Genomic DNA, 26194 nt, shown 5'->3' with positions numbered 1-26194 from the left:
AGATCACTTAATCAGTACCCAGAAGTGAGTAATCTTGCTTACGCCACCTGGAAGTGACGCATTAGAGATTAATGATCTCTAATGTTTAAACTCTTTTAGTAAATCACAGTGAGTGTGAGCACGAGTAAGATTTTGATTTTCAAAGGTTAAGCAAATCATCATCGCACTGACTATACTCTCGTATTCGAGCAGATGATTTACTAAAAAAGTTTAACATTATCAGGAGAGCATTATGGCTGTTACTAATGTCGCTGAACTTAACGCACTCGTAGAGCGTGTAAAAAAAGCCCAGCGTGAATATGCCAGTTTCACTCAAGAGCAAGTAGACAAAATCTTCCGCGCCGCCGCTCTGGCTGCCGCAGATGCTCGAATCCCACTCGCAAAAATGGCCGTTGCCGAATCCGGCATGGGTATCGTTGAAGATAAAGTGATCAAAAACCACTTTGCTTCTGAATATATCTATAACGCCTACAAAGATGAAAAGACCTGCGGTGTTCTGTCTGAAGACGACACTTTCGGCACCATCACTATCGCTGAACCAATCGGTATTATCTGCGGTATCGTTCCAACAACTAACCCGACTTCAACTGCTATCTTCAAATCTCTGATTAGCCTGAAGACCCGTAACGCCATCATTTTCTCACCACACCCGCGTGCTAAAGATGCAACCAACAAAGCTGCTGATATCGTTCTGCAGGCTGCCATTGCTGCTGGTGCACCAAAAGATCTGATTGGCTGGATCGATCAACCGTCTGTTGAACTCTCCAACGCACTGATGCACCACCCTGACATTAACCTGATCCTTGCGACCGGTGGTCCAGGCATGGTTAAAGCAGCATACAGCTCCGGTAAACCGGCGATCGGCGTAGGTGCAGGCAACACCCCAGTTGTTATTGATGAAACTGCTGATATCAAACGTGCAGTTGCATCCGTACTGATGTCCAAAACCTTCGACAACGGCGTAATCTGTGCTTCTGAACAGTCTGTTGTTGTTGTTGATTCTGTTTATGATGCTGTACGTGAGCGTTTTGCCACCCACGGCGGCTACATGCTGCAGGGCAAAGAGCTGAAAGCTGTTCAGGACGTTATCCTGAAAAATGGCGCGCTGAACGCAGCTATCGTTGGTCAGCCAGCTTATAAAATTGCTGAACTGGCAGGCTTCTCTGTACCAGAAAACACTAAGATTCTGATCGGTGAAGTGACTGTTGTTGATGAAAGCGAACCATTCGCTCATGAAAAACTGTCCCCGACTCTGGCAATGTACCGTGCGAAAGATTTTGAAGACGCGGTAGAGAAAGCAGAGAAACTGGTTGCTATGGGCGGTATCGGTCACACGTCTTGCCTGTACACCGACCAGGATAACCAGCCGGCACGCGTTTCTTACTTCGGTCAGAAAATGAAAACTGCCCGTATCCTGATCAATACCCCGGCTTCTCAGGGCGGTATCGGTGACCTGTACAACTTCAAACTCGCGCCTTCCCTGACTCTGGGTTGTGGTTCCTGGGGTGGTAACTCCATCTCTGAAAACGTTGGTCCGAAACACCTGATCAACAAGAAAACCGTTGCTAAGCGAGCTGAAAACATGTTGTGGCACAAACTTCCGAAATCTATCTACTTCCGCCGTGGCTCTCTGCCAATCGCGCTGGATGAAGTGATTACTGATGGCCACAAACGTGCGCTCATCGTGACTGACCGCTTCCTGTTCAACAACGGCTATGCCGACCAGATCACTTCTGTACTGAAAGCAGCTGGCGTAGAAACTGAAGTGTTCTTCGAAGTTGAAGCTGACCCGACTCTGAGCATTGTTCGTAAAGGTGCAGAACTGGCGAACGCCTTCAAACCAGACGTGATTATCGCGCTGGGTGGTGGTTCCCCGATGGATGCCGCGAAGATCATGTGGGTTATGTACGAACACCCAGAAACTCATTTCGAAGAACTGGCGCTGCGCTTTATGGACATCCGTAAACGTATCTACAAGTTCCCGAAAATGGGCGTGAAAGCGAAAATGATCGCAGTCACCACAACTTCCGGTACCGGTTCTGAAGTTACACCGTTCGCGGTTGTAACCGATGACGCAACAGGCCAAAAATATCCGCTGGCAGACTATGCTCTGACCCCGGATATGGCGATTGTTGACGCCAACCTGGTTATGGATATGCCGAAGTCCCTGTGTGCTTTTGGTGGTCTGGACGCAGTAACTCACGCCATGGAAGCATATGTTTCTGTACTGGCTTCTGAGTTCTCTGATGGTCAGGCTCTGCAGGCGCTGAAACTGCTGAAAGAATATCTGCCAGCGTCCTACCACGAAGGGTCTAAAAACCCGGTAGCGCGTGAACGTGTTCACAGTGCGGCAACTATCGCAGGTATCGCGTTTGCTAACGCCTTCCTGGGTGTATGTCACTCAATGGCACATAAACTGGGCTCTCAGTTCCACATTCCGCATGGTCTGGCAAACGCCCTGCTGATTTGTAACGTTATCCGCTACAACGCGAATGACAACCCGACCAAGCAGACTGCATTCAGCCAGTACGACCGTCCGCAAGCACGTCGTCGTTATGCTGAAATTGCAGACCATCTGGGTCTGAGCGCTCCGGGCGACCGTACTGCTGCTAAGATCGAGAAACTGCTGGCATGGCTGGAAACGCTGAAAGCTGAACTGGGTATTCCTAAATCTATCCGTGAAGCTGGCGTTCAGGAAGCAGACTTCCTGGCAAACGTTGATAAACTGTCTGAAGATGCATTCGATGACCAGTGCACCGGCGCTAACCCGCGTTATCCGCTGATCTCCGAGCTGAAACAGATTCTGCTGGACACCTACTACGGTCGTGATTACGTAGAAGGCGCAACCGTTGCTAAAGAAGCAGCTCCGGCTAAAGCAGAGAAAAAAGCGAAAAAATCCGCTTAATCGGTAGCTCTGTATAACATCATAAACGGTCCCATTCGGGGCCGTTTTTTTGTTTCAGACAAAGAACGGCTATGTAAACTCAAATAATCCAGCTGTATTAATTCATCATGTTTGCATTGTCGGAAAACGAGCACAAAGCGAGATTGTCGACAAATAACTCTACCTCGTAGGTAATAAGGCATCGACGCACTAAAATCGTTCTGTGGTACGTTGAGTGATGATTAAGAATAGAGAAAGGATGATGACTCGGAAGAAGTTAGTAAAACGGACTGACAGGATAAAAGCGCCCTATTCACCCTGTCAGTAAAGAAAAATTTATTAGTCGTGCCGATGATTGTCCTGAATCGCCGTCAAAGAGCCGATCTCTAACGCTTCTTTATAGTGTTTACGGCAAACCGAAACGTAACGCTCATTACCACCAATAACCACCTGCTCACCTTCGTTATAAGGCCTACCCGCCAGATCAAGACGTAGCACCATGCTTGCTTTGCGGCCACAAAAACAAATAGTTTTTAATTCGACCAGTTTGTCTGACCATGCCAGTAAGTATTGGCTACCAACAAACAATTCTCCGCGAAAATCGGTACGCAAACCATAACAAAGTACGGGTATATCGAGTTGATCGACAACCTCCGATAATTCATATACTTGTTGTCTGGTTAAAAACTGGCATTCATCAACAAGTACGCAATGAATTGTCTGCTGTTCGTGTTCCGCACGAATCTCATCAAATAATGATGAATTTTGGTTAAATAATTTTGCAGGTGATGACAAACCTATACGCGAGCTGACTTTCCCTGCCCCGAAACGATCATCAATTTCCGCCGTATATACGACTGTGCGCATACCGCGTTCCTGGTAATTGTATGAAGATTGCAACAATGCCGTAGACTTACCCGCATTCATTGCGGAATAGTAGAAATATAGCTGCGCCATCAGCCACAGGCCCTCAATGATATGAAATAAAGTTGGCAGGAGTTTATCATAATTCGTCAGTTTTACAGCGTAACAGTGCGCACAGAAGTAGTATATTCGTCATCCATTACGAATGGCTGGCATAATCCTTCAGAGCTATCTTTACCACGGCCTTGCTTGTTATAAACGCGTAAATGACTGATGGTAACTATTCACAATCTTTAACCTGTTGTGCACGTAATAACCCCTTCCGGCCTCCTGGATAGAGCAATACGAAGTCCTTACACTTATTGCAACTGTTCTACTTTTCATCATTCGCTTAATAGGGATTTTCATAAACAGGACTAATACCCAAGAGTGAAAAGGCTCCAGCGCATGTTAATCTCCACATAAAATGTGACATGAATCAGGAAGTTTTAACCTTAAGTGATGCGAAAGCATCGATGTAAATAGGGCTATATGCCACGTCATTTCTGGCTAATTTTATGAAAAGATATTTATTGTCGGTACGAAATAAAGAACATTTTTGAATTCCTTACATTCCTGGCTATTGCACAACTGAATTTAAGGCTCTATTATTACCTCAACAAACCACCCCAATATAAGTTTGAGATTACTACAATGAGCGAAGCACTTAAAATTCTGAACAACATCCGTACTCTTCGTGCGCAGGCAAGAGAATGTACACTTGAAACGCTGGAAGAAATGCTGGAAAAATTAGAAGTTGTCGTTAACGAACGTCGCGAAGAAGAAAGCGCAGCTGCTGCTGAAGTTGAAGAGCGTACTCGTAAACTGCAGCAATATCGTGAAATGCTGATCGCTGACGGTATTGACCCGAACGAACTGCTGAATAGCATTGCTGCTGTTAAATCTGGCACCAAAGCTAAACGCGCACAGCGTCCGGCTAAATATAGCTATGTTGACGAAAACGGCGAAACCAAAACCTGGACTGGCCAGGGCCGTACTCCAGCTGTAATCAAAAAAGCAATGGATGAGCAAGGTAAATCCCTCGACGATTTCCTGATCAAGCAATAATCTTTTCTTGATTCTGTTTGCTTAAAATCCCGCCATTGGCGGGATTTTTTATTGTCCGTTTTAAGACTCTCTGATAAGAATACGCTATAAAAAAACGGCATTGATCACTCAATGCCGTTTCGTAGAAAACATCGTGATAGATGTTACTTCTTAATGCCTATCTCTTCTTCAAGCCAGGCTTTAAATTCAGTACCCAGAGTATTGTGGCGAATACCGTATTCAACGAAGGCCTGCATGTAACCTAATTTATTACCGCAGTCATGGCTCTTCCCTTTCATATGATAGGCTTCAACCGTTTCTTTTTCGATCAGCATATCAATCGCGTCGGTGAGCTGAATTTCATCACCTGCTCCCGGAGGGGTTTTTGCCAGCAGCGGCCAAATATCAGCACTGAGAACATAACGGCCGACAATAGCAAGATTAGAAGGCGCTACATCTGCTTTCGGTTTTTCTACCACACCGACCATCGGTACACTTTCGCCAGGCGCTAAATCCACACCTTTGCAATCCACAACACCATATGCCGTCACATCAGCAACAGGCTCCACCATTATCTGGCTGTGGCCAGTTTCATCAAAGCGACGAATCATCTCTGCAAGGTTATCCTGCGATAAATCGGATTCATATTCATCCAGAATAACGTCAGGCAAAATAACAGCCACAGGTTCATCACCAACTACCGGATGGGCACACAATACTGCGTGTCCCAAACCTTTCGCCAGCCCCTGACGAACTTGCATAATAGTCACGTGTGGTGGACAAATGGACTGCACTTCATCAAGCAACTGGCGTTTTACACGTTTTTCCAGCATTGCTTCCAGTTCAAAACTGGTATCGAAATGGTTTTCAATAGAGTTTTTAGATGAGTGAGTGACCAGCACAATTTCAGTAATGCCAGCCGCAATACATTCATTCACGACGTATTGAATTAATGGCTTATCGACAAGCGGCAGCATCTCTTTCGGGATAGCTTTCGTCGCCGGCAACATCCTGGTTCCTAATCCCGCAACGGGGATAACGGCTTTTTTGACTTTCGTATTAATGGCAGCCATTTAAATTCTCCTGGACTGTTCGTGTATTGAACGTGTTCATATTTCTGTATCGCATCCCAGTATATCAGTACCCTGACGAGGCCTGGTTCTGAAAAGGAGGCGAGTTAACATAATTAAGACAATTACTTAAACGAATGGCGACGATAGTACCACCAGCCGACACCAGCGCGTAATGCAATTTTATCCCATATAATCGTTTGCTCATTCCGCAGACAACATCAAGCGCAGTCTTCCACCTGTTCCCCAAATTTGGCATTGCCAGGCATCACATCGCTGGCTCAATTGATTCAAATAGGCGTTGCCTAATGTTCCTAACGGAACGCCATTACTGATTTGAATCTGGTGTTCACCAGCATTTAACGTTGCATTCAGGCCAGCGGAAACCAAAATGAGATTTTTTAATTCACGATGATAATAGCCGACTAATAGCGGGAACTGACCAGGCAGATTGGCCTGCCGCAGTAAATGATTTACCTGCTTCAATAACGCACCCAACTCTGGCAAACGCTGATTTTGGTGGGCAATCTGTTCCTGTAATAACCCATTAAACAGCGCGCGTAATAACAAGGCAGCAAGGACACCATTATGTCCGGCGCGAGTTACATCGAGACAATAAAAAGCCAGATCGTTTTCCGAAAGAGCTGCAATATCAAGCACCAGCCCCGGTTTATCAACGGCCACCAGTTGGCGATAATTAACCCGGCAATGGGAAATCACCTGCTGAACCGGAGGTTGTAATTCTTGCAATAATTTAGCAGCCGCGGTGGGATTATCCACCATCGCATCCCAGTCGCGAAAAAGCCTTTCTTCTTCCTCTACACGCGAATTAAACATGCTGGGATAGAGACACGCAAAAACCATCTCGCGCAGACGGTTGAGATCTTTAACGGGTTTTAGCAAAACATCTTCCACGCCCAGACGTAACGCTTTCGCAATATCAGCCATGTTTTCCGTAGCGGAAATCACCAGGACAGGTGTTTGGTCACCCCGGTTGCGAATATGTTCCAATAGTTTCAGGCCGTTCATTCTCGGCATTGCAATATCACATATCATTAGATCGGGTGTGAAACCTCCCAGTAGCTCAAGGGCATCCACCCCATCAGCCGCCAGTACCGTTGTCGCTCCCAAAGAGGAAAACCACGAATCCAGAAGCGAGCGAAATACCGCCTCATCTTCAACTATGAGAATCTGTTTTCCGACCAATGGCTGCGTCATGTTCTCTCCCCTGACTGGCTTTATTCAATAGTGGCATGCTATTGCCATCAGTGCCTGTCAGAATTAACTTAAGTGTAGATAAAAAAATCAGGTCAAAACGTTAGTTCGAACTAGCGGTAAAAGCTCATCCATTTTCTTCTCAACCGCCAATTGTCCTGCCGAAATGGCAGCCTGCGCACGATGAAAATCGAGCGTGGAAATCTGTGGGCAAACGGGCTGAATCAGAATATCAGGCGGGTCCCCTGCCATGCGGTTTCTTTTAAGGCGGTTTTCCAATACCTGAATAGAGGTAGTCATAATCTCTGTTGCTGTCGGTGCCGTGACGCCTCGACGCGCAGTAATACTACTTAGCCGCTCTTTCAGCCGCGCATGCCAGGGTAGATCATCTTCACTCTCGCCATTTTCAGCACTGACATTAAATGAAAGAAGATCTTGCTGCATTAAGTGAGCGTCGTGCTGGAGATCAACCGCAATTACGATATCTGCGCCCAACGCACGTGTAAGAGAGATAGGAATGGGATTAACGACTGCGCCATCAACAAGCCAGTAGCCGTTATGCGCGACCGGTGCCATCAAGCCCGGAATACTGCAGGATGCACGAATAGCGAGATGGAGATCACCTTCGGTAAACCATAATTCACGCCCTGTGCTTAGATTGGTGGCGACTGCAGCGAAGCGGCGTGAACAATTCTCGATTTCTGTTTCTGGCATTATTTCACGATATCGATTGAACACACGCTCACCGCGCAGCAGTCCACCGCGCTGCCAGGAAAGGTCCATAAGTCGTAAAACATCCCAATAGCTAAAAGAGGTAACCCACTCTTCCAGCGCAGATAATCGACCACAGGCATAGGCTGCGCCTACCAGCGAACCAATTGAACATCCTGCGACGATATCAATTTCAATGCCCATTTTTTTAAGCGCGTTAATGACGCCAATATGCGACCATCCTCGTGCAGCACCGGATCCCAGCGCCAGCCCTATTTTTACTTTTCTCATTGTTCCTGAAAGCGTCCCCTGGAATGCAGCCGTAGCCACATCGCTACCGCTCGGTTAACATAGTGCTACTCCGGCGGTTAAAACGCCGTTATTGTTTCCAGGGAGATTATTTGTGTCTAAGCTTTGTCCCTGTGGTAGTGCTGTCGAGTATAGCCTATGTTGCCACCCTTATGTGTCTGGTGAAAAGGTTGCACCAGATCCCGAACGTCTCATGCGTTCGCGTTACTGCGCTTTTGTGATGCACGACGCAGATTATTTAATTAAAACCTGGCATCCATCCTGTGGCGCCTCAGTGTTACGCGCTGAATTAATTGCCGGATTTGCACATACCGAATGGTTAGGTTTGACCGTATTTGAACGTTCATATCACGAAGGTGACGACGTAGGTTATATCAGTTTTGTCGCTCGTTTTACTGAGAAGGGTAAATCCGGGGCGATTATTGAGCGTTCGCGATTTTTGAAAGAAAACGGTCAATGGTACTATATTGATGGTACACGTCCGCAGTTTGGTCGCAACGATCCCTGCCCTTGTGGTTCAGGTAAAAAATTTAAAAAGTGCTGCGGCCAATAAAGGTTGACGGTACGGTTTAGCAAACACTCTCAACAAGGTTTTTCCAGCAATGCATTCACTCCAACGTAAAGTTCTGCGTACTATTTGCCCGGATCAAAAAGGTCTGATCGCGCGTATTACTAATATTTGCTACAAGCACGAGTTAAATATCGTGCAGAACAATGAATTTGTTGACCACCGTACCGGGCGCTTTTTTATGCGCACGGAACTGGAGGGTATTTTTAATGATTCCACCCTGTTGGCGGATCTCGATAGCGCTTTGCCAGAAGGTTCGGTGCGTGAACTGAATCCCGCAGGTCGCCGCCGCATAGTTATTCTGGTGACCAAAGAAGCGCATTGCCTGGGCGATCTGCTGATGAAAGCCAACTACGGTGGACTGGATGTTGAAATCGCTGCGGTTATTGGTAACCACGAGACCTTACGTTCTCTGGTGGAACGTTTTGATATTCCGTTTGAATTGGTGAGCCATGAAGGGTTAAGCCGCAACGAGCACGATCAGAAGATGGCGGATGCCATTGAAGCGCATCAACCTGATTATGTGGTGTTGGCGAAATATATGCGGGTATTGACGCCGGAGTTTGTCGCTCGCTTCCCGAACAAAATTATCAACATTCACCATTCATTCCTGCCAGCATTTATCGGCGCACGTCCCTATCATCAGGCTTATGAACGCGGCGTGAAGATTATTGGTGCAACAGCACACTATGTAAATGACAATCTGGATGAAGGTCCAATCATCATGCAGGATGTCATTCATGTGGATCACACTTACACAGCCGAAGACATGATGCGTGCAGGTCGTGATGTTGAGAAAAACGTATTAAGCCGCGCGCTTTACCAGGTTTTGGCACAGCGTGTATTTGTTTACGGTAACCGGACGATTATTCTTTAATCGCTGGCAAAATAGAACTGGTTGGCTTTAATCCGTTACGGATGAAAATTACGCAACCAGTTCATTTTTCTCAACGTAACCCTTTACAGCGGCGTGTCATTTGATATGATGCGCCCCGCTTCCCAGTGAGGGAGCAGGCCAGTAAAAAGCATTACCCCGTGGTGGGGTTCCCGAGCGGCCAAAGGGAGCAGACTGTAAATCTGCCGTCATCGACTTCGAAGGTTCGAATCCTTCCCCCACCACCATTATTCACCACAGCAATGTGGTAACTTCGGTGAGATTGTTAATGTTTGCACTCATCGGGGAAGGGTGAGAACCTTCGACTAAGGTTCGACTCGAGCAAAAGCGAGAGAACGTTGCCGCAGGCAACGGCCCGAAGGGTGAGGAGCGAAGCGACGAATAATCCTTCCCCCACCACCATTATTCACCACAGCAATGTGGTAACTTCGGTGAGATTGTTAATGTTTGCACTCATCGGGGAAGGGTGAGAACCTTCGACTAAGGTTCGACTCGAGCAAAAGCGAGAGAACGTTGCCGCAGGCAACGGCCCGAAGGGTGAGGAGCGAAGCGACGAATAATCCTTCCCCCACCACCATCTCAAGCATTACCTACAATATGAATTACTCCTGGTGGGGTTCCCGAGCGGCCAAAGGGAGCAGACTGTAAATCTGCCGTCATCGACTTCGAAGGTTCGAATCCTTCCCCCACCACCATCACTTCCTGATAAAACTCATTTCAAACTTATCGATATCGTTTCATATTCTGCCCATACGGGGAAGGATGAGAAGCTTCGACCAAGGTTCGACTCAAGCGCCAGCGAGAGAGCGTTGCCGCAGGCAACGACCCGCAGGCAACGACCCGCAGCGCTGAGTAATCCTTCCCCCACCACCCTCTCTTAATTCGTTTCTCAATCTATCTGCTTCTCCCCCATTCGCCGTAAAAACTGCTGCTGTAGCCTCAGCAAATCCGCTAACGTCAATAACTGATAATCCAGACCTTGCTGGCTGGCAATTTGCGCGATAATGCGGCTTAACGCTGGATAATGGCGGTGATGCCAGTGAGGAAAAAGATGATGGGTAAGATGCAAATTAATTCCGCCCAGCCAGTAGCCAAGCCATGCAGGTTGCGGCGTCCAGTCAAAGGTAGTGGCGAAGGTATGCGCCAGCCGGCCCACGGCCATTTTTCCCTCTTCTGGCGGTAACTGCGTATGCCCCTTCGCCCAGTGCGTTCCGATAATCAACATCACAAAAATCAATGACGCCAGCAGCTGGCTAAGCAGATAAGTCAGCAGGATGGTCATGAAACTAAAATCAGACAAAAGCCAGGGAAGTATCAGACACAGCGCACAATGCGCCAGTTTCCCGGCTAAGAAATACCCCCAGCCAGCAAAACCCCGCAGGGCCAGATGCCGTGTTACCGGCGTAAACCCTGCGCGATCGAGCCAGTCCACTACCCAGATATACCAGGGAAAGGTGAGCGCCGCGACCAGTGGCCAGTAGCAATGTTGCTGGCACATAAAAGGTCGCCAGCGTTGCCACGGTGTCTGGCGAAGAATGCCATTTTCTGCGGTGTCAGGATCGTAAAATTCAATATTGGTAAAGCCGTGATGAAAGCGTACGTGGCGTACTCGCCAGCAGTCCGGATCAAGCCCCATAGGAATTGCAACCCACCGGTTAAGCCAGGTATTGGCCTTTTTACCACGTAAAAACGCATCGTGCGACGCGTCATGCACTACATTGACGGCTAATAGCATGGCGCAAAACATCATCGCCAGATACCACAACAGATACAGTCCCCACTGACTTTGAGACAACGCCAGTGAATAGCAGGATAAACAGGCAATAATCAGTGCCGCCATTTTGGTGAATGCCCAGCCGTCGGCATAACGATGATCGCCTGCTTTTGCGAGGTACGATTTCGTACCATTCTGCAACTCTTTCACCAGATGCGGATCATCGGCAGGAAAAGTGATTAACCTGTCTGGCTTAAACAGGTTCATAGTGTTTCCTGAGCGATTTACGTCCCACCCCGATTACGAATAACGCACAATGAGCCAGCAAAATGCCCGCTAATCCCTTCCAGAGCAAAGTGCTCCATGAACACATATAAAGAATAAAATAGAGTAGTGACACCGTCACAGAACACCAAAGAATCATTCCCCAACGCTGTCCATCACTCATCCCCCCTAAGGCTACTGAACCAGCCACCAGCAACACAAATAATACAACCTGCTCACTGGTAATAAACTCAATGCCATAGCCGTATTGCTGGATGTAGCCAAGCACAAGCATAAACAGCAGAATCACCCCTGCCCCCACTGCCCACGCGGAACTTTGGTAGCGACGCTCAATCGCTTTGCCGAATGAGCGAAAGCCCATTAAGCGTAAAAACGGCAGATTACTTTCACGCATCGGGTTACAGGACAAGCGACTATTTTTCACGCCATAGCCTACGGCATGGTCCGGCCCTGCACTATACGAACCGAAAAGTTTATCCCACAACAGAAAGGTGCCACCGTAATTAGTATCGGCATATTGCTTTTCATTAAGATGATGGACACGATGGTGCGAGGGCGTGATAAGCACTTTTTCCAGCCAGCCCAGTTTCGGCGTTAGCGCACTGTGGTTAAAAAACTGCCAACTGTAGTGAATAATAGAAACCGCCAAAAAGACCTGCAACGGCACACCCAGCATCGCCAACAGCAGAAAAAACGGGATTGACGTTAACGAGGAGTACCACGAGTTCCGCACGCCTAATGACAGGTTGTAGTGTTCCCCCTGATGATGCACCACATGTACCGCCCACAGCGGGCGAATTTCGTGATGCCATCGATGTAGCCAGTAAAAGCCCAAATCCCACACCAGCAAAGTAAATAGCCATAACAGGACAACCGGTGCATTATCAAACAGGCCAATGCTTAAGTGATTGACCACCAGGCTATAGCAGAGCACTTCCAGGCAGCGAAATAACCACAGCATCATATGACCGGAGTTAATATTAAAAATCACGTCCAGCCAGTCCACTTTTTGCCGCCTGGAAATCTGCAACACGCCCGCTTCGACTAACACCAACAGCATCATCAATATGATGGGAAACAGTAAATCACTCATAATGTGTCTTCCTTTTCTCGCATGTTGCGCATATCCAACCGCAAATCGTCGCCAGCAACGCGCCGCCTACTAAATCGATAAATAAATGTCTGCGTAATTGCAAAATCGAAAAGGCGATCGCTATCGCCCAGACCACGCTCAATAATGTCAGCCAACGGTTCCCCTTTTTGGCAATCGCCCATACCGCCAACAGCGTGAGCGCCGCGTGTAAAGAGGGAAAACAGTTCTGGCTTGAGTCAATGGCGATCAACCCGTTGAGCGCACCCGCAGATATCCCCGACTGACCAAACGAGGGATATTGCATTGTTGTGGGCCAGAGAAGATAAAACAGGCCAGCTACCAGTGCCGAAAGTTGCATTGACCGTGCCAGCCAGCGTAGATGGCAAAGCGGCGTTGATAAATAGCCTAACGGTACAAGGAGAAAAAACGAGAGGTACAGCCACACTGCAGAAGGAGAAAACGCAATTAAATTATCAATTACTGACGGTGTTAATTGATATCCCTCACCTTGCAGGTAGTCGCTAAAGTTGTAGATAACCCCAACGGTTCCCCAGCCAAGCAGTATCTGTTTCAGGCGTAGCAGTAGATTACTCATTCTCGCCCCCACTGACGCACAATTCGCCGCCGCTTGGCTGTAAAAGCAACTGGCACTGGTTGCGACTCAAGGAACCATATCAAGTTCTCCACTGCGATATTCTGGCGCAAAAACAACGAATTCAATGCCTCCCGGCAATGCTCCAGCATCCTCGGTTCGCAATCTGCTATTAGCGTTAGCTGTGCTGCCCCGGTTTGTAGCAGGCGATAATCAGCGGTTAACGGCAGCGTAATCGCCAGCACACGGCTACAGGCATCGGCAAAAACGGTCTGAATATCGCCAGATCTTGTCGGCAGCTGCAGTTGGTCATCCTGCCGCCCTTCGATACGCGCAATCGCCATTGTCGCACTGCCACAAGGGCATGGCTGTTCGCTTGCCACCAGCACATCATCAAGTCGATAACGCACCACCGGCTGCGTGGTGCGGGTAAAGTCTGTGACGATCGGCACGAAACGGCGTTCATCCAGCCAGTGCGGTTCAATGTGAACAAATTCTTCATTGAGATGTAACGTGCCACACCGGCAGGTAGAGGCGAGAAAGCCTTCTGTCGCCTGATAAATCTCGCCCACATTGTTGAACACGCTTCGCAGTAATTCCCGATCCTGCGACTCCAGAACTTCCGCCACCGAAATCACTTTTTTGACCTTTAGCGTTAACTCCCCGGCAATCACCGCCAGCGCCAGTGCGCGTAATACCTGGGCAGGCGCGACAATAATTGTGGGCGCTCGCCGTTGCAAAAGTTTGAGTTGCGTCTGAAATGGCGCCAGCAGATCGTAAAAGTCGAGACTTAACCAGCGGTTATTCACGCTTTGATAGAGGTTGTTGTCCGCGCGCAGAAACAACGCCACCCGCTCTCTGGCAAATAAACCGTCGGGCAACACTTTTGCCAGCACACCGGCAGCCCAAATCTGTTGCTCGTGTGGGCTAACCACGAAAAGCCCACGACGCCCCGATGTGCCAGATGAAAGCCCGACGCTGAACTTGCCAACGCTGGGTTTGAAATCACGGCTCTGCTCACTGCGCATCGCACAGGCGAGAAGCTCATCGCGCTTTAAACCTGCGGTATTCATCTCATCGAAGTGCGTCATCATTAACGCTTTGTCCATCAATGGCCACTGGTTAAACGGTAATGCCAGATAACGCTGAAACCACGGGCTTTTAGATAAGACGTTTTGCCGGAACAGATGCAGCCTTTTTGCCTGCCAGTTTTCCAGCGCCTGGCGATCGGTGAAACGCAGCCTGCGGGTACGAAAGTAGCGCCAGAGCAAGGTCAACGGGATCATAAATCCCCCTCGTGGCACAAACGAATGTCCACTGCGCCATTTTGCCAAAGCTGATGTAATTGCCCAAGCGTGCGGTAGTAAGCGTGGCTGTCCGACATAACCAGATGCGCCAGTGGTGAAGGCCCTCGCAGTTCGCAGTAGTTTGCGGGTGCCCAAGCGGCATCGGCAGCCAGTAAAGTCCAGCCATTGTCGGTTAACACAAACGCACCAATATGTCCGGCAGCATGACCAGGAAGCGGCACGAGGATAATTTCGCCATTGCTTTCTGGCAGCAAATAGCCGCACTCAAACGGCGCCAGTTCTGGGGGTAAATTCACCGATGAAAAACTTTCAATAAAGCGCAGTGAAGACTCAAAATTTTCCGGGATCAATCCGGGCACAAAGGCCTGACGCAGTGCGGCTATGCCACGCAGCGTTCTTACCTGCCGCCAGCCTTCACCAGAACAGATGCAAGCGACATCAGGGAAATCGCGCAGACCAGCAATATGATCGGCATGAAAATGCGACAGAATAATCGCATCAACATCTTTAGCCGCCAGTCCGTGTGCGGAAAGTTGCCGCACCAGCGCCTGTTGTGGATCGTAATACACCGGCGTGACCTGGCGATAAAGACGAAATACGCCGGATTGCGTGTAGTGTTCGAACCACGATGAATAGCCGGTGTCCCACAGCCAGCGTTTCTCGCCCACTTCCAGCAGCCAGGCGCGGGCGGGGAACTTACACACTTTCAGCCCAGCCCCTTTCAGCGCAATACAGCCAATATGGGTACACCAGCCCGTTTCAAATACGGTTATTTTTGCCATGTTCCCTCAGCCATTGTCCCGTGATTACAATACCTTGTTCCATCGAAAAGCGCGGGTGATATCCCAGCTCTGTAATGGCCTTTTGCGCACTCAGCGTCATATCAAAACAGAGTGTTCCGGCGCTGTAACGTGTGATAACAGGTTCCTGATTAACGCATTTCCCGTACAGCTCCAGGCCGCGCGCGACCAGAGAAAGCAAAGGCCAGGGAACGGTAGCAATGCGGTAATTCAAGCCCAGTTGCTGGCGCAGCAAGGCGTCAAGCATTACAGATAATTTCTGCGGCTGATGATTGCTGATGTTGTAAATACCGCCAGAGCGTAATCCTTCAACTTGCGTTGCCAGCTGCATGGCATACACCACGTTTTGCACGAAAGTGAGATCCAATAATGCTTCCCCCCCGCGCGGCAAACGTAAGCAACCGCCGCCCTGTTGCAGTTGCTTCATCAGACGAGGAACAATCACCTGGTCATGAGGACCAAACAAACCACGGGGACGCAAAAGAATAAACCTCGTGGCAGGATATCGAGAAACAGCGCCAGCAATAGCTTGCTCAGCGGCATATTTACTGCTGGCGTAATGACTGGATAATGATCGCGCAAGATAAGTTTCTTGCAGGTCATAGTGATGTTGAAAATCAAAGTAAACCGCAGGCGTGGAGATATGGATGAACCGGGGAATATTCAGCCTGCCTGCCGCATGTGCCAGGGTGTGGGTCGCTTTAACATTAGCAAGCCAGAATGCCGTTTTGTCGCCCCATGGCGAAGACTTTGCCGCACAGTGCCAGACGGCATCGCAGCCCGCCATCAACCGGGCGCAGTCATCCTCGTTTGCCTCGGTTAAATCGAGAGCCACAAACTGCGCGCCTTCGCTTGTCAGACTTTTACCGACCTCACGATTTCGCCCTGTTGCCACAACCGACACACCTGATTGCAATAAATATTGCACAGCATTTCGCCCCAGACCGCTAGTCGCCCCCGTCACGAGGATCTTCACGGTAAAAGCACCATGCCTGCCAGCGTTAATCCCGCCGCCGTGCCAATCAACATCGCAGGTTTATTCGCAGTAAAACGACCGCTAATCATCGCTTCATGCAGCGCCGTGGGGATAGAGGCCGCGACCTGATTGCCGTAGAAACGGTAGACATCAATAAGCGCAGATTCCGGTACTCGCAGTCGTTTACGCATATGTTCAAGGGAAAGATGACTGGCCTGATGCGGAATAACAGTACCAATATCAGTCAGTTTCAGGCCGCTTTTTTGCAGTAAGCGTGAAAAATAATTTTCAATAAGCGAAGAGGCAAAACGAAACAGCGGTTTCCCCTGCATATGAAAAAGAAAGTCGCTATCACTGACGCCTGAACGAGGATTACACCGCGTGCCGCCAGCACGAATTTCACACAGTTCGCTGCCTTCGGGATACATTTCGATCAGGCTGGCAACAATCCCGCTGCTACCATCGCCCCGCTCGACAATCGCGCATGCCGCGCCATCACCAAAAATTAATGAAGACTCTTCATGATTCCAGTCGATACCGCGTGAAGCGATATCTGCCGAGACGATGGCAATGCGCCGGTATGCTCCACAGTTAAGTAATCCTGCAGCAACTTCCAGAGCGGAGATAAAGCTGACACAGCTGCTATTGATATCAAATCCGGCAATGCCTGCGGGCATAGCAGCGGCTTTAAGAATATGAATTGCGCTACAGGGTAATGCCTGTACGGCAATGGCTGACGCACAAATTAACAGATCAATATCAGAAGGTTTTAAGGCAGCCGATGCTAACGCATTATGCAAAGCTTCTGCCGCCAGTTCGGCCTGGCTGGCATCGTTGCTGGCAAAATAGCGCCAGCAAATGCCGGAACGTAGCTCAACGTAGCCCGCAGGTTTATTTAACTGAACATCCAGTTGTTGAGAGGTAATTTTATCAGGTGGTAAGGCGATCCCCGTGGCGATTATTTTTAATGCCGCAGAGATCGTCGATTGATCAGGTTGATCCACGGTCAGTGCTCCTTCACTGCTCCATAGGTGGGCCAATCATATAGATGAGGTTCGTTTCTCTACAATCTGAAATATCGACAATGTGTAACTGATGATTTCAGCAGGCTGACAACGTGCATTACGTTATGCCGGATGCGGCGTGAACGCCTTATCCGGCATACATATCACGTAATATCAATGAATTGTATGACTCTGTAGGCCTGATAAGCGCAGCGCATCAGGCACTATGTCGTGTTTAGTGGCGAGCGCGCACCAGCTGATACTTACGTGTCAGATACTCCACCGGTACGCTCCAGATGTGCACCAGACGCGAGAACGGGAACAGCAGGAATAACGTCATCCCCAGCACCAGGTGCAGACGGAAGATAAACGCCACACCATCAAGGTGTTGAGAAGCACCACCGTGGAAGGTCACTACCGACTGCGCCCAGCCAACCAGTTTCATCATCTCGCTACCGTCCATATGCTGGGCGGAGAACGGAATGGTCAACAGGCCCAGCGCGCACTGGATAACGAGCAGCGACAGGATCAGGATATCCGCTCCGGTAGTGGTTGCACGCACGCGTGGGCTGAACAGACGACGCTTCAGCAACAGCACGCCACCAATCAGACACAGCACGCCGCTGGCACCACCAGCAAACATCGCCATTTTTTGTTTCACTTCAATCGGCAACCACGCTTCATACATCCAGTGCGGCGTCAGCATACCGAAGAAGTGGCCGACGAAAATCCCCAGAATCCCGATATGGAACAGGTTCGACGCCAGGTTCATTCCTTTACGGTCCAGCATCTGGCTGGATGCCGCGCGCCAGGTGTACTGCCCGTAGTCATAGCGCAGCCAACTACCAATCAGGAAGACCGCCCCGGCAATGTACGGGTAGATATCAAAGAAGAACATATTAAGGAATTGCATTAGTGCTGTCCTCCGGTGGTGATATTCAGATATTGCGGCGCGACGGCACCGGCAAAGCGACGCTGATGAGCAGTGATTGCTGAATCACCGCAGCCTTTGTCTGCAAAGAACTTAACCTGCTCTTCTTCCCAGACGGCATCCAGCGCCTGCGGCGTATCATCGCGCGCTTCATCGGCAATTTTTTCCGCCACTTTGTCACTGTCGATAGCGGTATTCGCCAGTTTCAGCAGCAGATCAAACAGCACGGCATAACGGCTTTCACGCTGTTGCAGACGCGCGCTCAGCAATGCCAGAATCGGCGCGATATCCTTCAAACCTTCCACGGCTTCGCTTTGCGGCAGCTGCGCCAGATATTCCAGATACAGCGGCAGATGGTCCGGCAATTCGCGGCTGTTTAACTGCAAGCCGTGCTGCTCGTACTGCGCCAGTAAATCCACCATCGCCTGACCACGATCGCGGGATTCACCGTGAACATGTTCGAATAGCAACAGTGACGTGGCGCGACCACGGTCGAACAGTTCGCTGTACTGCGCCTGGGCATCCAGCGGATCCAGCGCCGTTAAATCGCGCAGGAAAATGCCCAGCGCATGGGCATCTTCTTTCGACAAATTTTCCGACGCGGCAATCGCCTCGAACATCTCCTGTTGATGCTGCCATAAGGCAGCATCCGGATATTCAAGGAGACGCGATACAATCACGAGTTCGATCATGGATGCGGCTCCGTTTTGCTGGTCACATCGATGGCATCGATACGACGGCTATTGAACAGATTGAATTTGGTATCTGAACCGTGGCAGCCGTCACCAAAGGTAAAGCCGCAGCCATTTTTCTCCGGGAATGCTTCCCGCGCCAGTTCACGATGGCTGCTTGGTACCACAAAGCGATCTTCGTAGTTAGCAATCGCCAGATAACGATACATTTCCTGTGCCTGGGCTTCGGTCAGGCCAACCTCTTCCAGCGCACGGGTATCAACTTTACCGTCAACGGTTTCAGCACGTTTGTAATGACGCATCGCCAGCATGCGTTTCAGCGCACGCAGTACCGGTTGGGTGTCGCCTGCGGTCAGCAGGTTCGCCAGATACTGTACCGGAATACGCAGGCTTTCGACGTCTGGCAAAATGCCGTTGCTGCCCAACTCGCCAGCGTCTGCTGCGGACTGAATCGGAGACAGAGGCGGCACGTACCAGACCATCGGCAGTGTGCGATATTCCGGATGCAGCGGCAGCGCCAGTTTCCATTCCATCGCCATTTTATAAACCGGCGACTGCTGTGCGGCTTCAATAACGCTCAGCGGGATACCATCTTTAATCGCCTGCTCGATGACCTTCGGATCGTTCGGATCGAGGAACACGTCCAGCTGACGCTGGTAGAGATCTTTTTCGTTCTCGGTGCTGGCCGCACGTTCAATGGCGTCCGCATCGTACAGCAGCACGCCGAGATAACGGATACGACCAACACAGGTTTCTGAACACACCGTCGGCTGACCGGCTTCAATACGCGGATAGCAGAAAATGCACTTCTCAGACTTACCGCTCTTCCAGTTGAAGTAGATTTTTTTGTACGGGCATCCGGTGATGCACATACGCCAGCCACGGCATTTGTCCTGATCGATCAGGACGATGCCATCTTCTTCACGCTTGTAAATCGCACCGCTCGGGCAGGTCGCCACACATGCCGGGTTCAGGCAGTGTTCGCACAGGCGCGGCAAATACATCATGAAGGTGTTTTCGAACTGGCTATACATCGCCTTCTGGATGTTGTCGAAGTTCTTGTCTTTCGCCAGCTTGTCAAACTCACCGCCCAGGTCATCTTCCCAGTTCGGTCCTTTTTCGATTTTCGCCATCCGTTCGCCGGTAATCAGCGAACGCGGACGGGCAATCGGCTGTGATTTGCTGCCTTCCGGCGCGGTATGCAGGTTCTGATAATCAAAATCGAACGGCTCGTAATAATCGTCGATACCCGGCAGATGCGGGTTAGCGAAGATTTTACCCAGCAGCATGGCGCGGTTACCCATGCGCGGTTGCAGTTTGCCGTTGATTTTACGGATCCAGCCACCTTTATATTTTTCCTGGTTTTCCCAGTCGGTCGGGAAGCCCTGACCCGGCTTGGTTTCAACGTTGTTGAACCACGCGTATTCCACGCCTTCGCGGCTGGTCCAGACGTTTTTACAGGTAACTGAACAGGTGTGGCAGCCGATGCACTTATCGAGATTCAGCACCATGCCGACTTGTGAACGAATTTTCATTTTACGCTCTCCTGTACCTGGTCATTGCCTTCGCCATCTAACCAGTCAATGTTCTTCATCTTACGCACTACAACAAACTCATCGCGGTTAGAACCTACAGTGCCGTAGTAGTTAAAGCCGTATGCCAGATGGGCATAGCCGCCGATCATATGCGTCGGTTTCGGCGTGATACGGGTGACCGAGTTATGGATACCCCCACGCTGTTGGGTAATTTCCGAACCAGGCAGGTTAACAATACGTTCCTGCGCGTGGTACATCATGGTCATCCCTGCCGGAACACGCTGGCTGACAACCGCACGGGCAGTCAGTGCACCGTTGCTGTTGAAGACTTCAATCCAGTCGTTATCGGCAATACCCAGATCTTTGGCATCGGCTTCACTCAGCCAGACCACCGGACCACCGCGACCTAAAGTCAGCATCAGCAGGTTGTCGCTGTAGGTGGAGTGGATACCCCACTTCTGGTGCGGCGTCAGGAAGTTGAGCGCTTTTTCCGGGTTGCCGTTGGATTTCTGGCCCATCACTTCTTTCACCGAACGGGTGTCGATCGGCGGACGATAAACCAGCAGGCTTTCACCGAAATCACGCATCCACTGGTGATCCTGATACAGCTGCTGACGACCAGAGAGCGTACGCCACGGGATCAGCTCGTGAACGTTGGTGTAACCGGCGTTGTAAGAAACGTGTTCATCTTCCAGACCAGACCAGGTCGGGCTGGAGATAATTTTGCGCGGCTGTGCCTGAATATCGCGGAAGCGGATCTTCTCGTCTTCTTTATTCAGCGCCAGATGCGTATGGTCACGACCGGTAAACTCGCTCAGGGCAGCCCAGGCTTTTACAGCTACCTGACCGTTGGTTTCCGGTGCCAGTGTCAGGATCATCTCTGCCGCATCAATTGCGGTGTTCAGCATCGGCTGGCCTTTCGCCGGACCTTCCGCTTTGGTGTAGTTGAGCTTACGCAGCAGATCCATCTCGCTCTGGGTGTTCCAGGCAATCCCTTTACCGCCGTTACCGATTTTCTCCATCAGCGGGCCGATAGAGGTAAAGCGTTCGTAAGTTGCCGGATAATCGCGCTCTACGACCATAATGTGCGGTGCGGTTTTACCTGGGATCAGGTCGCACTCGCCTTTTTTCCAGTCTTTCACATCCAGCGGCTGCGCCAGTTCAGCGGCAGAGTCGTGCTGGATCGGCAGCGTGACGATGTCAGTTTCTTTACCCAGATGACCAACGCACACTTCGGAGAATTTCTTGGCGATGGCTTTGTAGATTTCCCAGTCGCTTTTCGCTTCCCAGGCCGGATCGACCGCCGCAGACAGCGGGTGAATAAACGGATGCATATCCGAAGTATTCATGTCGTCTTTTTCGTACCAGGTCGCCGTCGGCAAAATGATGTCGGAGTAGAGACAGGTGCTCGACAGACGGAAGTCCAGCGTCACCACCAGATCCAGCTTGCCTTCCAGACCATTGTCCTGCCAGTCCACTTCTTCCGGCTTCACGCCGCCCTGCTGCCCCAGGTCTTTGCCCTGGATACCGTGCTCCGTCCCCAGCAGGTACTTGAGCATAAACTCATGACCTTTACCGGAAGAACCGAGCAGGTTAGAACGCCAGATGAACAGGTTACGCGGGTGGTTTTTACCGTTTTCTGGTTGTTCTGCTGCAAAACGGATGGAACCGTCTTTCAGGGATTTCACGGTGTAATCCACCGGATTCATCCCGGCTTTTTCTGCTTCGCGAGCGATAGTCAACGGGTTAGTGCCTAACTGCGGCGCAGACGGCAGCCAGCCCATGCGTTCTGCACGGACGTTGAAGTCGATCAGATGTCCGGTATAGCGGGATTTATCCGCCATCGGCGACAGCAGTTCTTCCGCAGTCACGGTTTCATAACGCCACTGGCTGGAGTGGTTATAGAAATAAGAGGTGCTGTTCATGTGACGCGCCGGACGCTGCCAGTCAAGGGCAAACGCCAGCGGCTGCCAGCCGGTTTGCGGACGCAGTTTTTCCTGACCAACATAGTGCGCCCAGCCGCCCCCGCTCTGACCGACACAACCGCAGAAAATCAGCATGTTGATCAGACCACGGTAGTTCATATCCAGGTGATACCAGTGGTTCAGACCCGCACCGACGATAATCATCGAACGACCGTGCGTCTTGTCAGCGTTGTCGGCAAATTCACGGGCGATGCGAATAATCTGGCTGCGAGAAACACCGGTAATCTGCTCAGCCCAGGCCGGAGTGTAAGCTTTCACATCGTCATAGCTGGTTGCACAGTTAACGTCGTTCAGGCCACGTTCCAGACCGTAGTTTGCCAGCGTCAGATCATAAACGGTGGTCACCAGGGCGGTGCTGCCGTCAGCCAGTTGCAGGCGTTTCACCGGCAGTTTGTGTAGCAGAATGTTTTCCAGTTCTACTTTGTTGAAGTGTTCAGTGCCGTCGCCACCAAAGTACGGGAAGCCCACTTCAGCGATCTCATCCTGGCTACCCAGCAGGCTCAGTTGCAGCTCGGTTTCTTCGCCAGTTTTGCCGTCGCGCTGTTCAAGATTCCATTTGCCCTTCTCGCCCCAGCGGAAGCCAATAGAACCGTTCGGCGCAACCATTTCGCCATTGGTATTAAAGGCGACTGTTTTCCATTCCGGATTGTTTTCCTGGCCCAGCGCATCCACCAGATCGGCAGCGCGCAGCATACGACCCGCGGCGTAGTAACCGTCGCGCTCTTCCAGCATCACCAGCATCGGCATGTCGGTGTAGCGACGCACATAGTCGGTGAAATACTGGCTTGGGTTGTCGAGGTGGAATTCACGCAGCATTACGTGGCCCATCGCCAGCGCCATTGCCGCATCGGTGCCCTGTTTCGGTGCCAGCCACAGATCGCACAGTTTGGCGATTTCAGCGTAGTCAGGCGTGACAGCAACAGTTTTGGTGCCTTTGTAACGCACTTCAGTAAAGAAGTGAGCATCCGGGGTACGCGTCTGCGGCACGTTTGAACCCCAGGCGATGATGTAGCTGGAGTTGTACCAGTCAGCGGATTCCGGAACGTCAGTTTGCTCGCCCCAGGTTTGCGGAGACGCAGGAGGCAGGTCGCAGTACCAGTCGTAGAAGCTCAAACAAGTACCGCCAATCAGCGAGAGATAGCGCGCACCCGATGCGTAAGAAACCATCGACATTGCCGGAATTGGCGAGAAGCCAGCGACACGGTCCGGGCCGTAGTGTTTGATGGTGTAAACGTTAGATGCGGCGATCAGTTCATTCACTTCCTGCCAGGAAGAACGAACAAAACCACCGCGTCCACGCGCCTGCTTAAAGCTTTTCGCTTTATCGGCGTCTTCAATGATAGAAGCCCATGCCTCAACCGGATCGCTATGCAGCGCCTTCGCTTCACGCCACATTTTCATCAGGCGTTTGCGCATCATTGGGTATTTCAGGCGGTTGGCGCTATAGAGATACCAGGAGTAGCTGGCACCGCGCGGGCAGCCGCGAGGTTCATGGTTTGGCAGGTCCGGACGGGTACGCGGATAGTCAGTCTGCTGGGTTTCCCAGGTCACCAGACCGTTTTTAACGTAGATTTTCCAGCTACAGGAGCCGGTGCAGTTTACCCCGTGGGTAGAGCGGACGATTTTGTCATGCTGCCAACGCTGGCGATATCCATCCTCCCAGTCACGGTTGGTATTGAGAAGCTGGCCATGCCCATCGGCAAAGGTTTCGCCCTTCTGCTTGAAGTAGCGAAACCGGTCCAGGAATTTACTCATCGGTTTTCTCCTGTGGGAGCCTGTCGGCTCTCTGATAAATCGACATTGCTAATGTTTAAAACGAAGGTAACGCTCTGAAACGTCGTGGGAATTGATAACGATCAAGAGTGGTGGGGATGAAAAATAAAGTAAATTCCTAAGATACTCCTTAAGGGTAATTAATGGTTTATATCTAACAGACTGTAAATTAATGGTTTTTATACTATCTCACATTTATACACTTCGGATTTTTATACAGGTGGGTATTAAGGAGTATCCCCCATGGATGACATATTAATGGTGCTTAATTGACGCAATTGAAAATAATTATCGCTCTTAAAGTATGTTGTAACTAAATGAGAAATAAAAAAAGCGCGACATTACGCCGCGCAAAGGATAATCAAATATTACGATTTATTTTTTAGAATGCCGACCGTATACCGCCCAGGTAATCACCACGCAGGCGATATAGAAAATCAAAAATACTTTCATTGCACCGACTGGCGAACCCGTTAACGCCAGTGAGCTACCAAACGCTTTCGGGATAAAGAAGCCACCGATAGCGCCAATCGCAGAGATGAAACCCAGCGCCGCAGCAGTGTCGGTTGCCGCTTCACGCATGGCACGTTCGTCAGAACCGCCTTCTGCTTTCACGCGATCCATCGTCAGTTTACGGAAGATCACGGAAATCATCTGGAAGGTGGAGCCGCTACCCAGCCCAGCGGTCAGGAACAGTGCCAGGAAGACCGCAAAGAACGCCATAAAGCTTCCGCCCTGCCCGTCAGTCGGTAAGGTGAGGAACAGCAGGCCGCTGAAAATCGCCATCAGGATAAAGTTCACCAGTGTGACACGCGTGCCGCCCAGACGGTCAGATAATGCACCACCTGCGGAACGCGCCAGCGCACCAATAAATGGCCCGAAGAAGGCGTACTGCAAAATCTGCACATCCGGGAACTGCGTTTTGGACAGCATGGCAAAACCTGCTGAGAAGCCAATAAACGAACCGAAGGTTGCCAGATACAGCAGGCTCATAATCCACAGATGCCCACGTTTGAGTACCGGTAACTGCTCCTTGATGGAGGCTTTCGAGGTAGCAAGGTCGTTCATGCCAAACCACGCAGCGATGGTGAAGATGGCGAGGAACGGCACCCATACCCAGGACGCGTTCGCCAGATACAGCTCGGTGCCATCAGGCTGTGTTACACCCTGGCTACCAAATGCAGCAAAAATTGACAGTGATACCACCAGCGGAGCAACCAGCTGCATAACACTGACGCCCATATTGCCCAGACCACCATTCAGGCCCAGCGCACCACCCTGCTTCTGCTTCGGAAAGAAGAAGCTGATGTTTGCCATACTGGAGGCGAAGTTCGCGCCAGCAAAGCCGCACAGCAGAGAGATGATGATGAAGACGCTATATGGCGTAGTGGTATCCTGAACGGCAAAACCCAGCCAGACGCAAGGAATAATCAGAATACCGGTGCTGAATGCCGTCCAGCGACGACCACCGAAGATTGGAACCATAAAGGAGTATGGAACACGTAATAATGCGCCAGAAACTGAAGGTAGCGCAGTCAGCATAAATAGCTGATCGGTCGTAAAATTAAAGCCGACTTTCGGTAGGTTCACCGCAACGGCACTGAATAACATCCATACGCAAAACGCCAGAAGCAGGCATGGAACGGAAATCCACAGGTTACGGCTGGCGATGCGTTGACCGCGTTGTTGCCAGAACGCAGGATCTTCCGGTCGCCAATCTGTAATGACTGCTCCAGTAGCCCTTTCGGGGGCGGATGAGTGACTCATAGACACCTCTGATACTCGTTTCGATGTCTGCCACCTTAGTGTCTGTAGCCAAAGGCAATTTGATGTAAATCAAACGACAATATAACTTTATCTATCATTGATATTTATCATTACCCATAGTGAGTACAGAGATTTCAT

20 protein-coding genes, 2 tRNA genes and 3 other RNA genes are annotated in these 26194 nt (G+C 50.3%); 9 read left to right on the top strand and 16 right to left on the bottom strand.

The annotated features are described in order from the left end of the window. The first annotated feature begins 232 nt into the window (after nt 1-232). Nucleotides 233-2905 carry a bifunctional acetaldehyde-CoA/alcohol dehydrogenase gene (adhE, locus tag FEM44_RS21250; RefSeq protein WP_138159176.1) on the top strand — a complete coding sequence of 891 codons (2673 nt, stop codon included), beginning with the start codon at nt 233-235 and terminating at the stop codon, nt 2903-2905. A gap of 318 nt (nt 2906-3223) precedes the next feature. Here the strand turns inward: adhE and tdk are convergent, their stop codons facing one another. Then, nucleotides 3224-3841 carry a thymidine kinase gene (gene tdk / locus FEM44_RS21245; protein ID WP_130208894.1) on the bottom strand — a complete coding sequence of 206 codons (618 nt, stop codon included), beginning with the start codon at nt 3839-3841 and terminating at the stop codon, nt 3224-3226. A 600-nt stretch (nt 3842-4441) separates the two neighbouring features. Here tdk and hns point away from each other — a divergent pair. Continuing rightward, the gene (gene hns / locus FEM44_RS21240) at nt 4442-4855 is read left to right on the top strand and encodes a histone-like nucleoid-structuring protein H-NS (protein ID WP_105289150.1); all 414 of its coding nucleotides are present in this window, start codon (nt 4442-4444) and stop codon (nt 4853-4855) included. A gap of 143 nt (nt 4856-4998) precedes the next feature. Here the strand turns inward: hns and galU are convergent, their stop codons facing one another. From galU to rssA, 3 genes are all read right to left on the bottom strand, one after another. After that, nucleotides 4999-5907, bottom strand: coding sequence for a UTP--glucose-1-phosphate uridylyltransferase GalU (gene galU, locus FEM44_RS21235; RefSeq protein WP_130208896.1), 909 nt, complete (start codon nt 5905-5907; stop codon nt 4999-5001). 201 nt (nt 5908-6108) lie between these two features. Next, complete coding sequence (gene rssB, locus FEM44_RS21230; protein WP_130216020.1) at nt 6109-7122, bottom strand: two-component system response regulator RssB; 1014 nt, start codon at nt 7120-7122, stop codon at nt 6109-6111. A gap of 87 nt (nt 7123-7209) precedes the next feature. Then, nucleotides 7210-8121, bottom strand: a complete 912-nt coding sequence (gene rssA, locus FEM44_RS21225; protein WP_135518110.1) for a patatin-like phospholipase RssA — start codon at nt 8119-8121, stop codon at nt 7210-7212. A gap of 112 nt (nt 8122-8233) precedes the next feature. Here rssA and FEM44_RS21220 point away from each other — a divergent pair, with 112 nt between their 5' ends. From FEM44_RS21220 to FEM44_RS21190, 7 genes are all read left to right on the top strand, one after another. Continuing rightward, nucleotides 8234-8692, top strand: coding sequence for a YchJ family protein (locus tag FEM44_RS21220; protein WP_135522722.1), 459 nt, complete (start codon nt 8234-8236; stop codon nt 8690-8692). A 49-nt stretch (nt 8693-8741) separates the two neighbouring features. Beyond that, a complete protein-coding gene (gene purU, locus FEM44_RS21215; RefSeq protein ID WP_130208904.1) occupies nt 8742-9584 on the top strand; it encodes a formyltetrahydrofolate deformylase in 843 nt (280 codons plus the stop codon). A gap of 160 nt (nt 9585-9744) precedes the next feature. Next, nucleotides 9745-9829, top strand: a tRNA-Tyr gene (locus tag FEM44_RS21210). A gap of 43 nt (nt 9830-9872) precedes the next feature. Next, a non-coding RNA gene (locus tag FEM44_RS21205) (RtT sRNA) lies at nt 9873-10004 on the top strand. 43 nt (nt 10005-10047) lie between these two features. Next, nucleotides 10048-10179: non-coding RNA, RtT sRNA (locus FEM44_RS21200), on the top strand. A gap of 33 nt (nt 10180-10212) precedes the next feature. Continuing rightward, a tRNA-Tyr gene (locus tag FEM44_RS21195) sits at nt 10213-10297 on the top strand. 46 nt (nt 10298-10343) lie between these two features. After that, a non-coding RNA gene (locus tag FEM44_RS21190) (RtT sRNA) lies at nt 10344-10475 on the top strand. A gap of 16 nt (nt 10476-10491) precedes the next feature. Here FEM44_RS21190 and FEM44_RS21185 read toward each other — a convergent pair. The 12 genes from FEM44_RS21185 to narK all read right to left on the bottom strand — a co-directional run bounded on the left by FEM44_RS21185 (nt 10492) and on the right by narK (nt 26056). After that, a complete protein-coding gene (locus tag FEM44_RS21185) occupies nt 10492-11583 on the bottom strand; it encodes a fatty acid desaturase family protein (protein WP_135522723.1) in 1092 nt (363 codons plus the stop codon). Further along, nucleotides 11570-12694, bottom strand: coding sequence for a sterol desaturase family protein (locus FEM44_RS21180; RefSeq protein ID WP_135522724.1), 1125 nt, complete (start codon nt 12692-12694; stop codon nt 11570-11572). The genes FEM44_RS21185 and FEM44_RS21180 overlap by 14 nt, the downstream gene beginning before the upstream one ends. Then, on the bottom strand, nt 12687-13289 hold the full coding sequence (locus FEM44_RS21175; protein WP_135522725.1) for a phosphatase PAP2 family protein: 603 nt from the start codon (nt 13287-13289) through the stop codon (nt 12687-12689). Before FEM44_RS21175 ends, FEM44_RS21180 begins: the two co-directional genes overlap by 8 nt. Then, the gene (locus FEM44_RS21170) at nt 13286-14572 is read right to left on the bottom strand and encodes a F390 synthetase-related protein (RefSeq protein ID WP_135522726.1); all 1287 of its coding nucleotides are present in this window, start codon (nt 14570-14572) and stop codon (nt 13286-13288) included. Before FEM44_RS21170 ends, FEM44_RS21175 begins: the two co-directional genes overlap by 4 nt. Then, complete coding sequence (locus FEM44_RS21165) at nt 14569-15375, bottom strand: MBL fold metallo-hydrolase (RefSeq protein WP_135522727.1); 807 nt, start codon at nt 15373-15375, stop codon at nt 14569-14571. Before FEM44_RS21165 ends, FEM44_RS21170 begins: the two co-directional genes overlap by 4 nt. Further along, nucleotides 15353-16369: an NAD-dependent epimerase/dehydratase family protein gene (locus tag FEM44_RS21160; RefSeq protein ID WP_135522728.1), complete on the bottom strand. Its 1017-nt coding sequence runs from the start codon at nt 16367-16369 to the stop codon at nt 15353-15355. The genes FEM44_RS21165 and FEM44_RS21160 overlap by 23 nt, the downstream gene beginning before the upstream one ends. Then, complete coding sequence (locus FEM44_RS21155; protein ID WP_135522729.1) at nt 16366-17373, bottom strand: 3-oxoacyl-[acyl-carrier-protein] synthase III C-terminal domain-containing protein; 1008 nt, start codon at nt 17371-17373, stop codon at nt 16366-16368. The genes FEM44_RS21160 and FEM44_RS21155 overlap by 4 nt, the downstream gene beginning before the upstream one ends. Before the next feature lie 235 nt (nt 17374-17608). After that, nucleotides 17609-18286 (bottom strand): respiratory nitrate reductase subunit gamma, encoded by a 678-nt coding sequence (narI, locus tag FEM44_RS21150; protein ID WP_001160110.1) that lies wholly within the window; start codon nt 18284-18286, stop codon nt 17609-17611. Then, nucleotides 18286-18996, bottom strand: coding sequence for a nitrate reductase molybdenum cofactor assembly chaperone (narJ, locus tag FEM44_RS21145; RefSeq protein ID WP_000571676.1), 711 nt, complete (start codon nt 18994-18996; stop codon nt 18286-18288). Before narJ ends, narI begins: the two co-directional genes overlap by 1 nt. After that, complete coding sequence (narH, locus tag FEM44_RS21140) at nt 18993-20531, bottom strand: nitrate reductase subunit beta (RefSeq protein WP_046082940.1); 1539 nt, start codon at nt 20529-20531, stop codon at nt 18993-18995. Before narH ends, narJ begins: the two co-directional genes overlap by 4 nt. Then, nucleotides 20528-24271: a nitrate reductase subunit alpha gene (locus tag FEM44_RS21135; protein ID WP_135522730.1), complete on the bottom strand. Its 3744-nt coding sequence runs from the start codon at nt 24269-24271 to the stop codon at nt 20528-20530. The genes narH and FEM44_RS21135 overlap by 4 nt, the downstream gene beginning before the upstream one ends. A gap of 393 nt (nt 24272-24664) precedes the next feature. Then, nucleotides 24665-26056 carry a nitrate transporter NarK gene (gene narK / locus FEM44_RS21130; RefSeq protein WP_135522731.1) on the bottom strand — a complete coding sequence of 464 codons (1392 nt, stop codon included), beginning with the start codon at nt 26054-26056 and terminating at the stop codon, nt 24665-24667. Nucleotides 26057-26194: the final 138 nt, after the last annotated feature.

The sequence above is a fragment of the Escherichia sp. E4742 genome (genome assembly GCF_005843885.1).
In the GTDB taxonomy this organism is placed as follows: domain Bacteria; phylum Pseudomonadota; class Gammaproteobacteria; order Enterobacterales; family Enterobacteriaceae; genus Escherichia.
The sequence above is the reverse complement of the archived record's forward strand: the minus strand, read 5'-3'. Positions and strand labels throughout refer to the sequence as shown.

What these genes read in the sequence shown, in the direction of transcription:
- adhE (WP_138159176.1), top strand. Translation starts at nt 233, where the DNA reads ATGGCTGTTACTAATGTCGCTGAACTTAACGCACTCGTAGAGCGTGTA.
- tdk (WP_130208894.1), bottom strand. Translation starts at nt 3,841, where the DNA reads ATGGCGCAGCTATATTTCTACTATTCCGCAATGAATGCGGGTAAGTCT.
- hns (WP_105289150.1), top strand. Translation starts at nt 4,442, where the DNA reads ATGAGCGAAGCACTTAAAATTCTGAACAACATCCGTACTCTTCGTGCG.
- galU (WP_130208896.1), bottom strand. Translation starts at nt 5,907, where the DNA reads ATGGCTGCCATTAATACGAAAGTCAAAAAAGCCGTTATCCCCGTTGCG.
- rssB (WP_130216020.1), bottom strand. Translation starts at nt 7,122, where the DNA reads ATGACGCAGCCATTGGTCGGAAAACAGATTCTCATAGTTGAAGATGAG.
- rssA (WP_135518110.1), bottom strand. Translation starts at nt 8,121, where the DNA reads ATGAGAAAAGTAAAAATAGGGCTGGCGCTGGGATCCGGTGCTGCACGA.
- purU (WP_130208904.1), top strand. Translation starts at nt 8,742, where the DNA reads ATGCATTCACTCCAACGTAAAGTTCTGCGTACTATTTGCCCGGATCAA.
- FEM44_RS21185 (WP_135522723.1), bottom strand. Translation starts at nt 11,583, where the DNA reads ATGAACCTGTTTAAGCCAGACAGGTTAATCACTTTTCCTGCCGATGAT.
- FEM44_RS21180 (WP_135522724.1), bottom strand. Translation starts at nt 12,694, where the DNA reads ATGAGTGATTTACTGTTTCCCATCATATTGATGATGCTGTTGGTGTTA.
- FEM44_RS21175 (WP_135522725.1), bottom strand. Translation starts at nt 13,289, where the DNA reads ATGAGTAATCTACTGCTACGCCTGAAACAGATACTGCTTGGCTGGGGA.
- FEM44_RS21170 (WP_135522726.1), bottom strand. Translation starts at nt 14,572, where the DNA reads ATGATCCCGTTGACCTTGCTCTGGCGCTACTTTCGTACCCGCAGGCTG.
- FEM44_RS21165 (WP_135522727.1), bottom strand. Translation starts at nt 15,375, where the DNA reads ATGGCAAAAATAACCGTATTTGAAACGGGCTGGTGTACCCATATTGGC.
- narI (WP_001160110.1), bottom strand. Translation starts at nt 18,286, where the DNA reads ATGCAATTCCTTAATATGTTCTTCTTTGATATCTACCCGTACATTGCC.
- narJ (WP_000571676.1), bottom strand. Translation starts at nt 18,996, where the DNA reads ATGATCGAACTCGTGATTGTATCGCGTCTCCTTGAATATCCGGATGCT.
- narH (WP_046082940.1), bottom strand. Translation starts at nt 20,531, where the DNA reads ATGAAAATTCGTTCACAAGTCGGCATGGTGCTGAATCTCGATAAGTGC.
- FEM44_RS21135 (WP_135522730.1), bottom strand. Translation starts at nt 24,271, where the DNA reads ATGAGTAAATTCCTGGACCGGTTTCGCTACTTCAAGCAGAAGGGCGAA.
- narK (WP_135522731.1), bottom strand. Translation starts at nt 26,056, where the DNA reads ATGAGTCACTCATCCGCCCCCGAAAGGGCTACTGGAGCAGTCATTACA.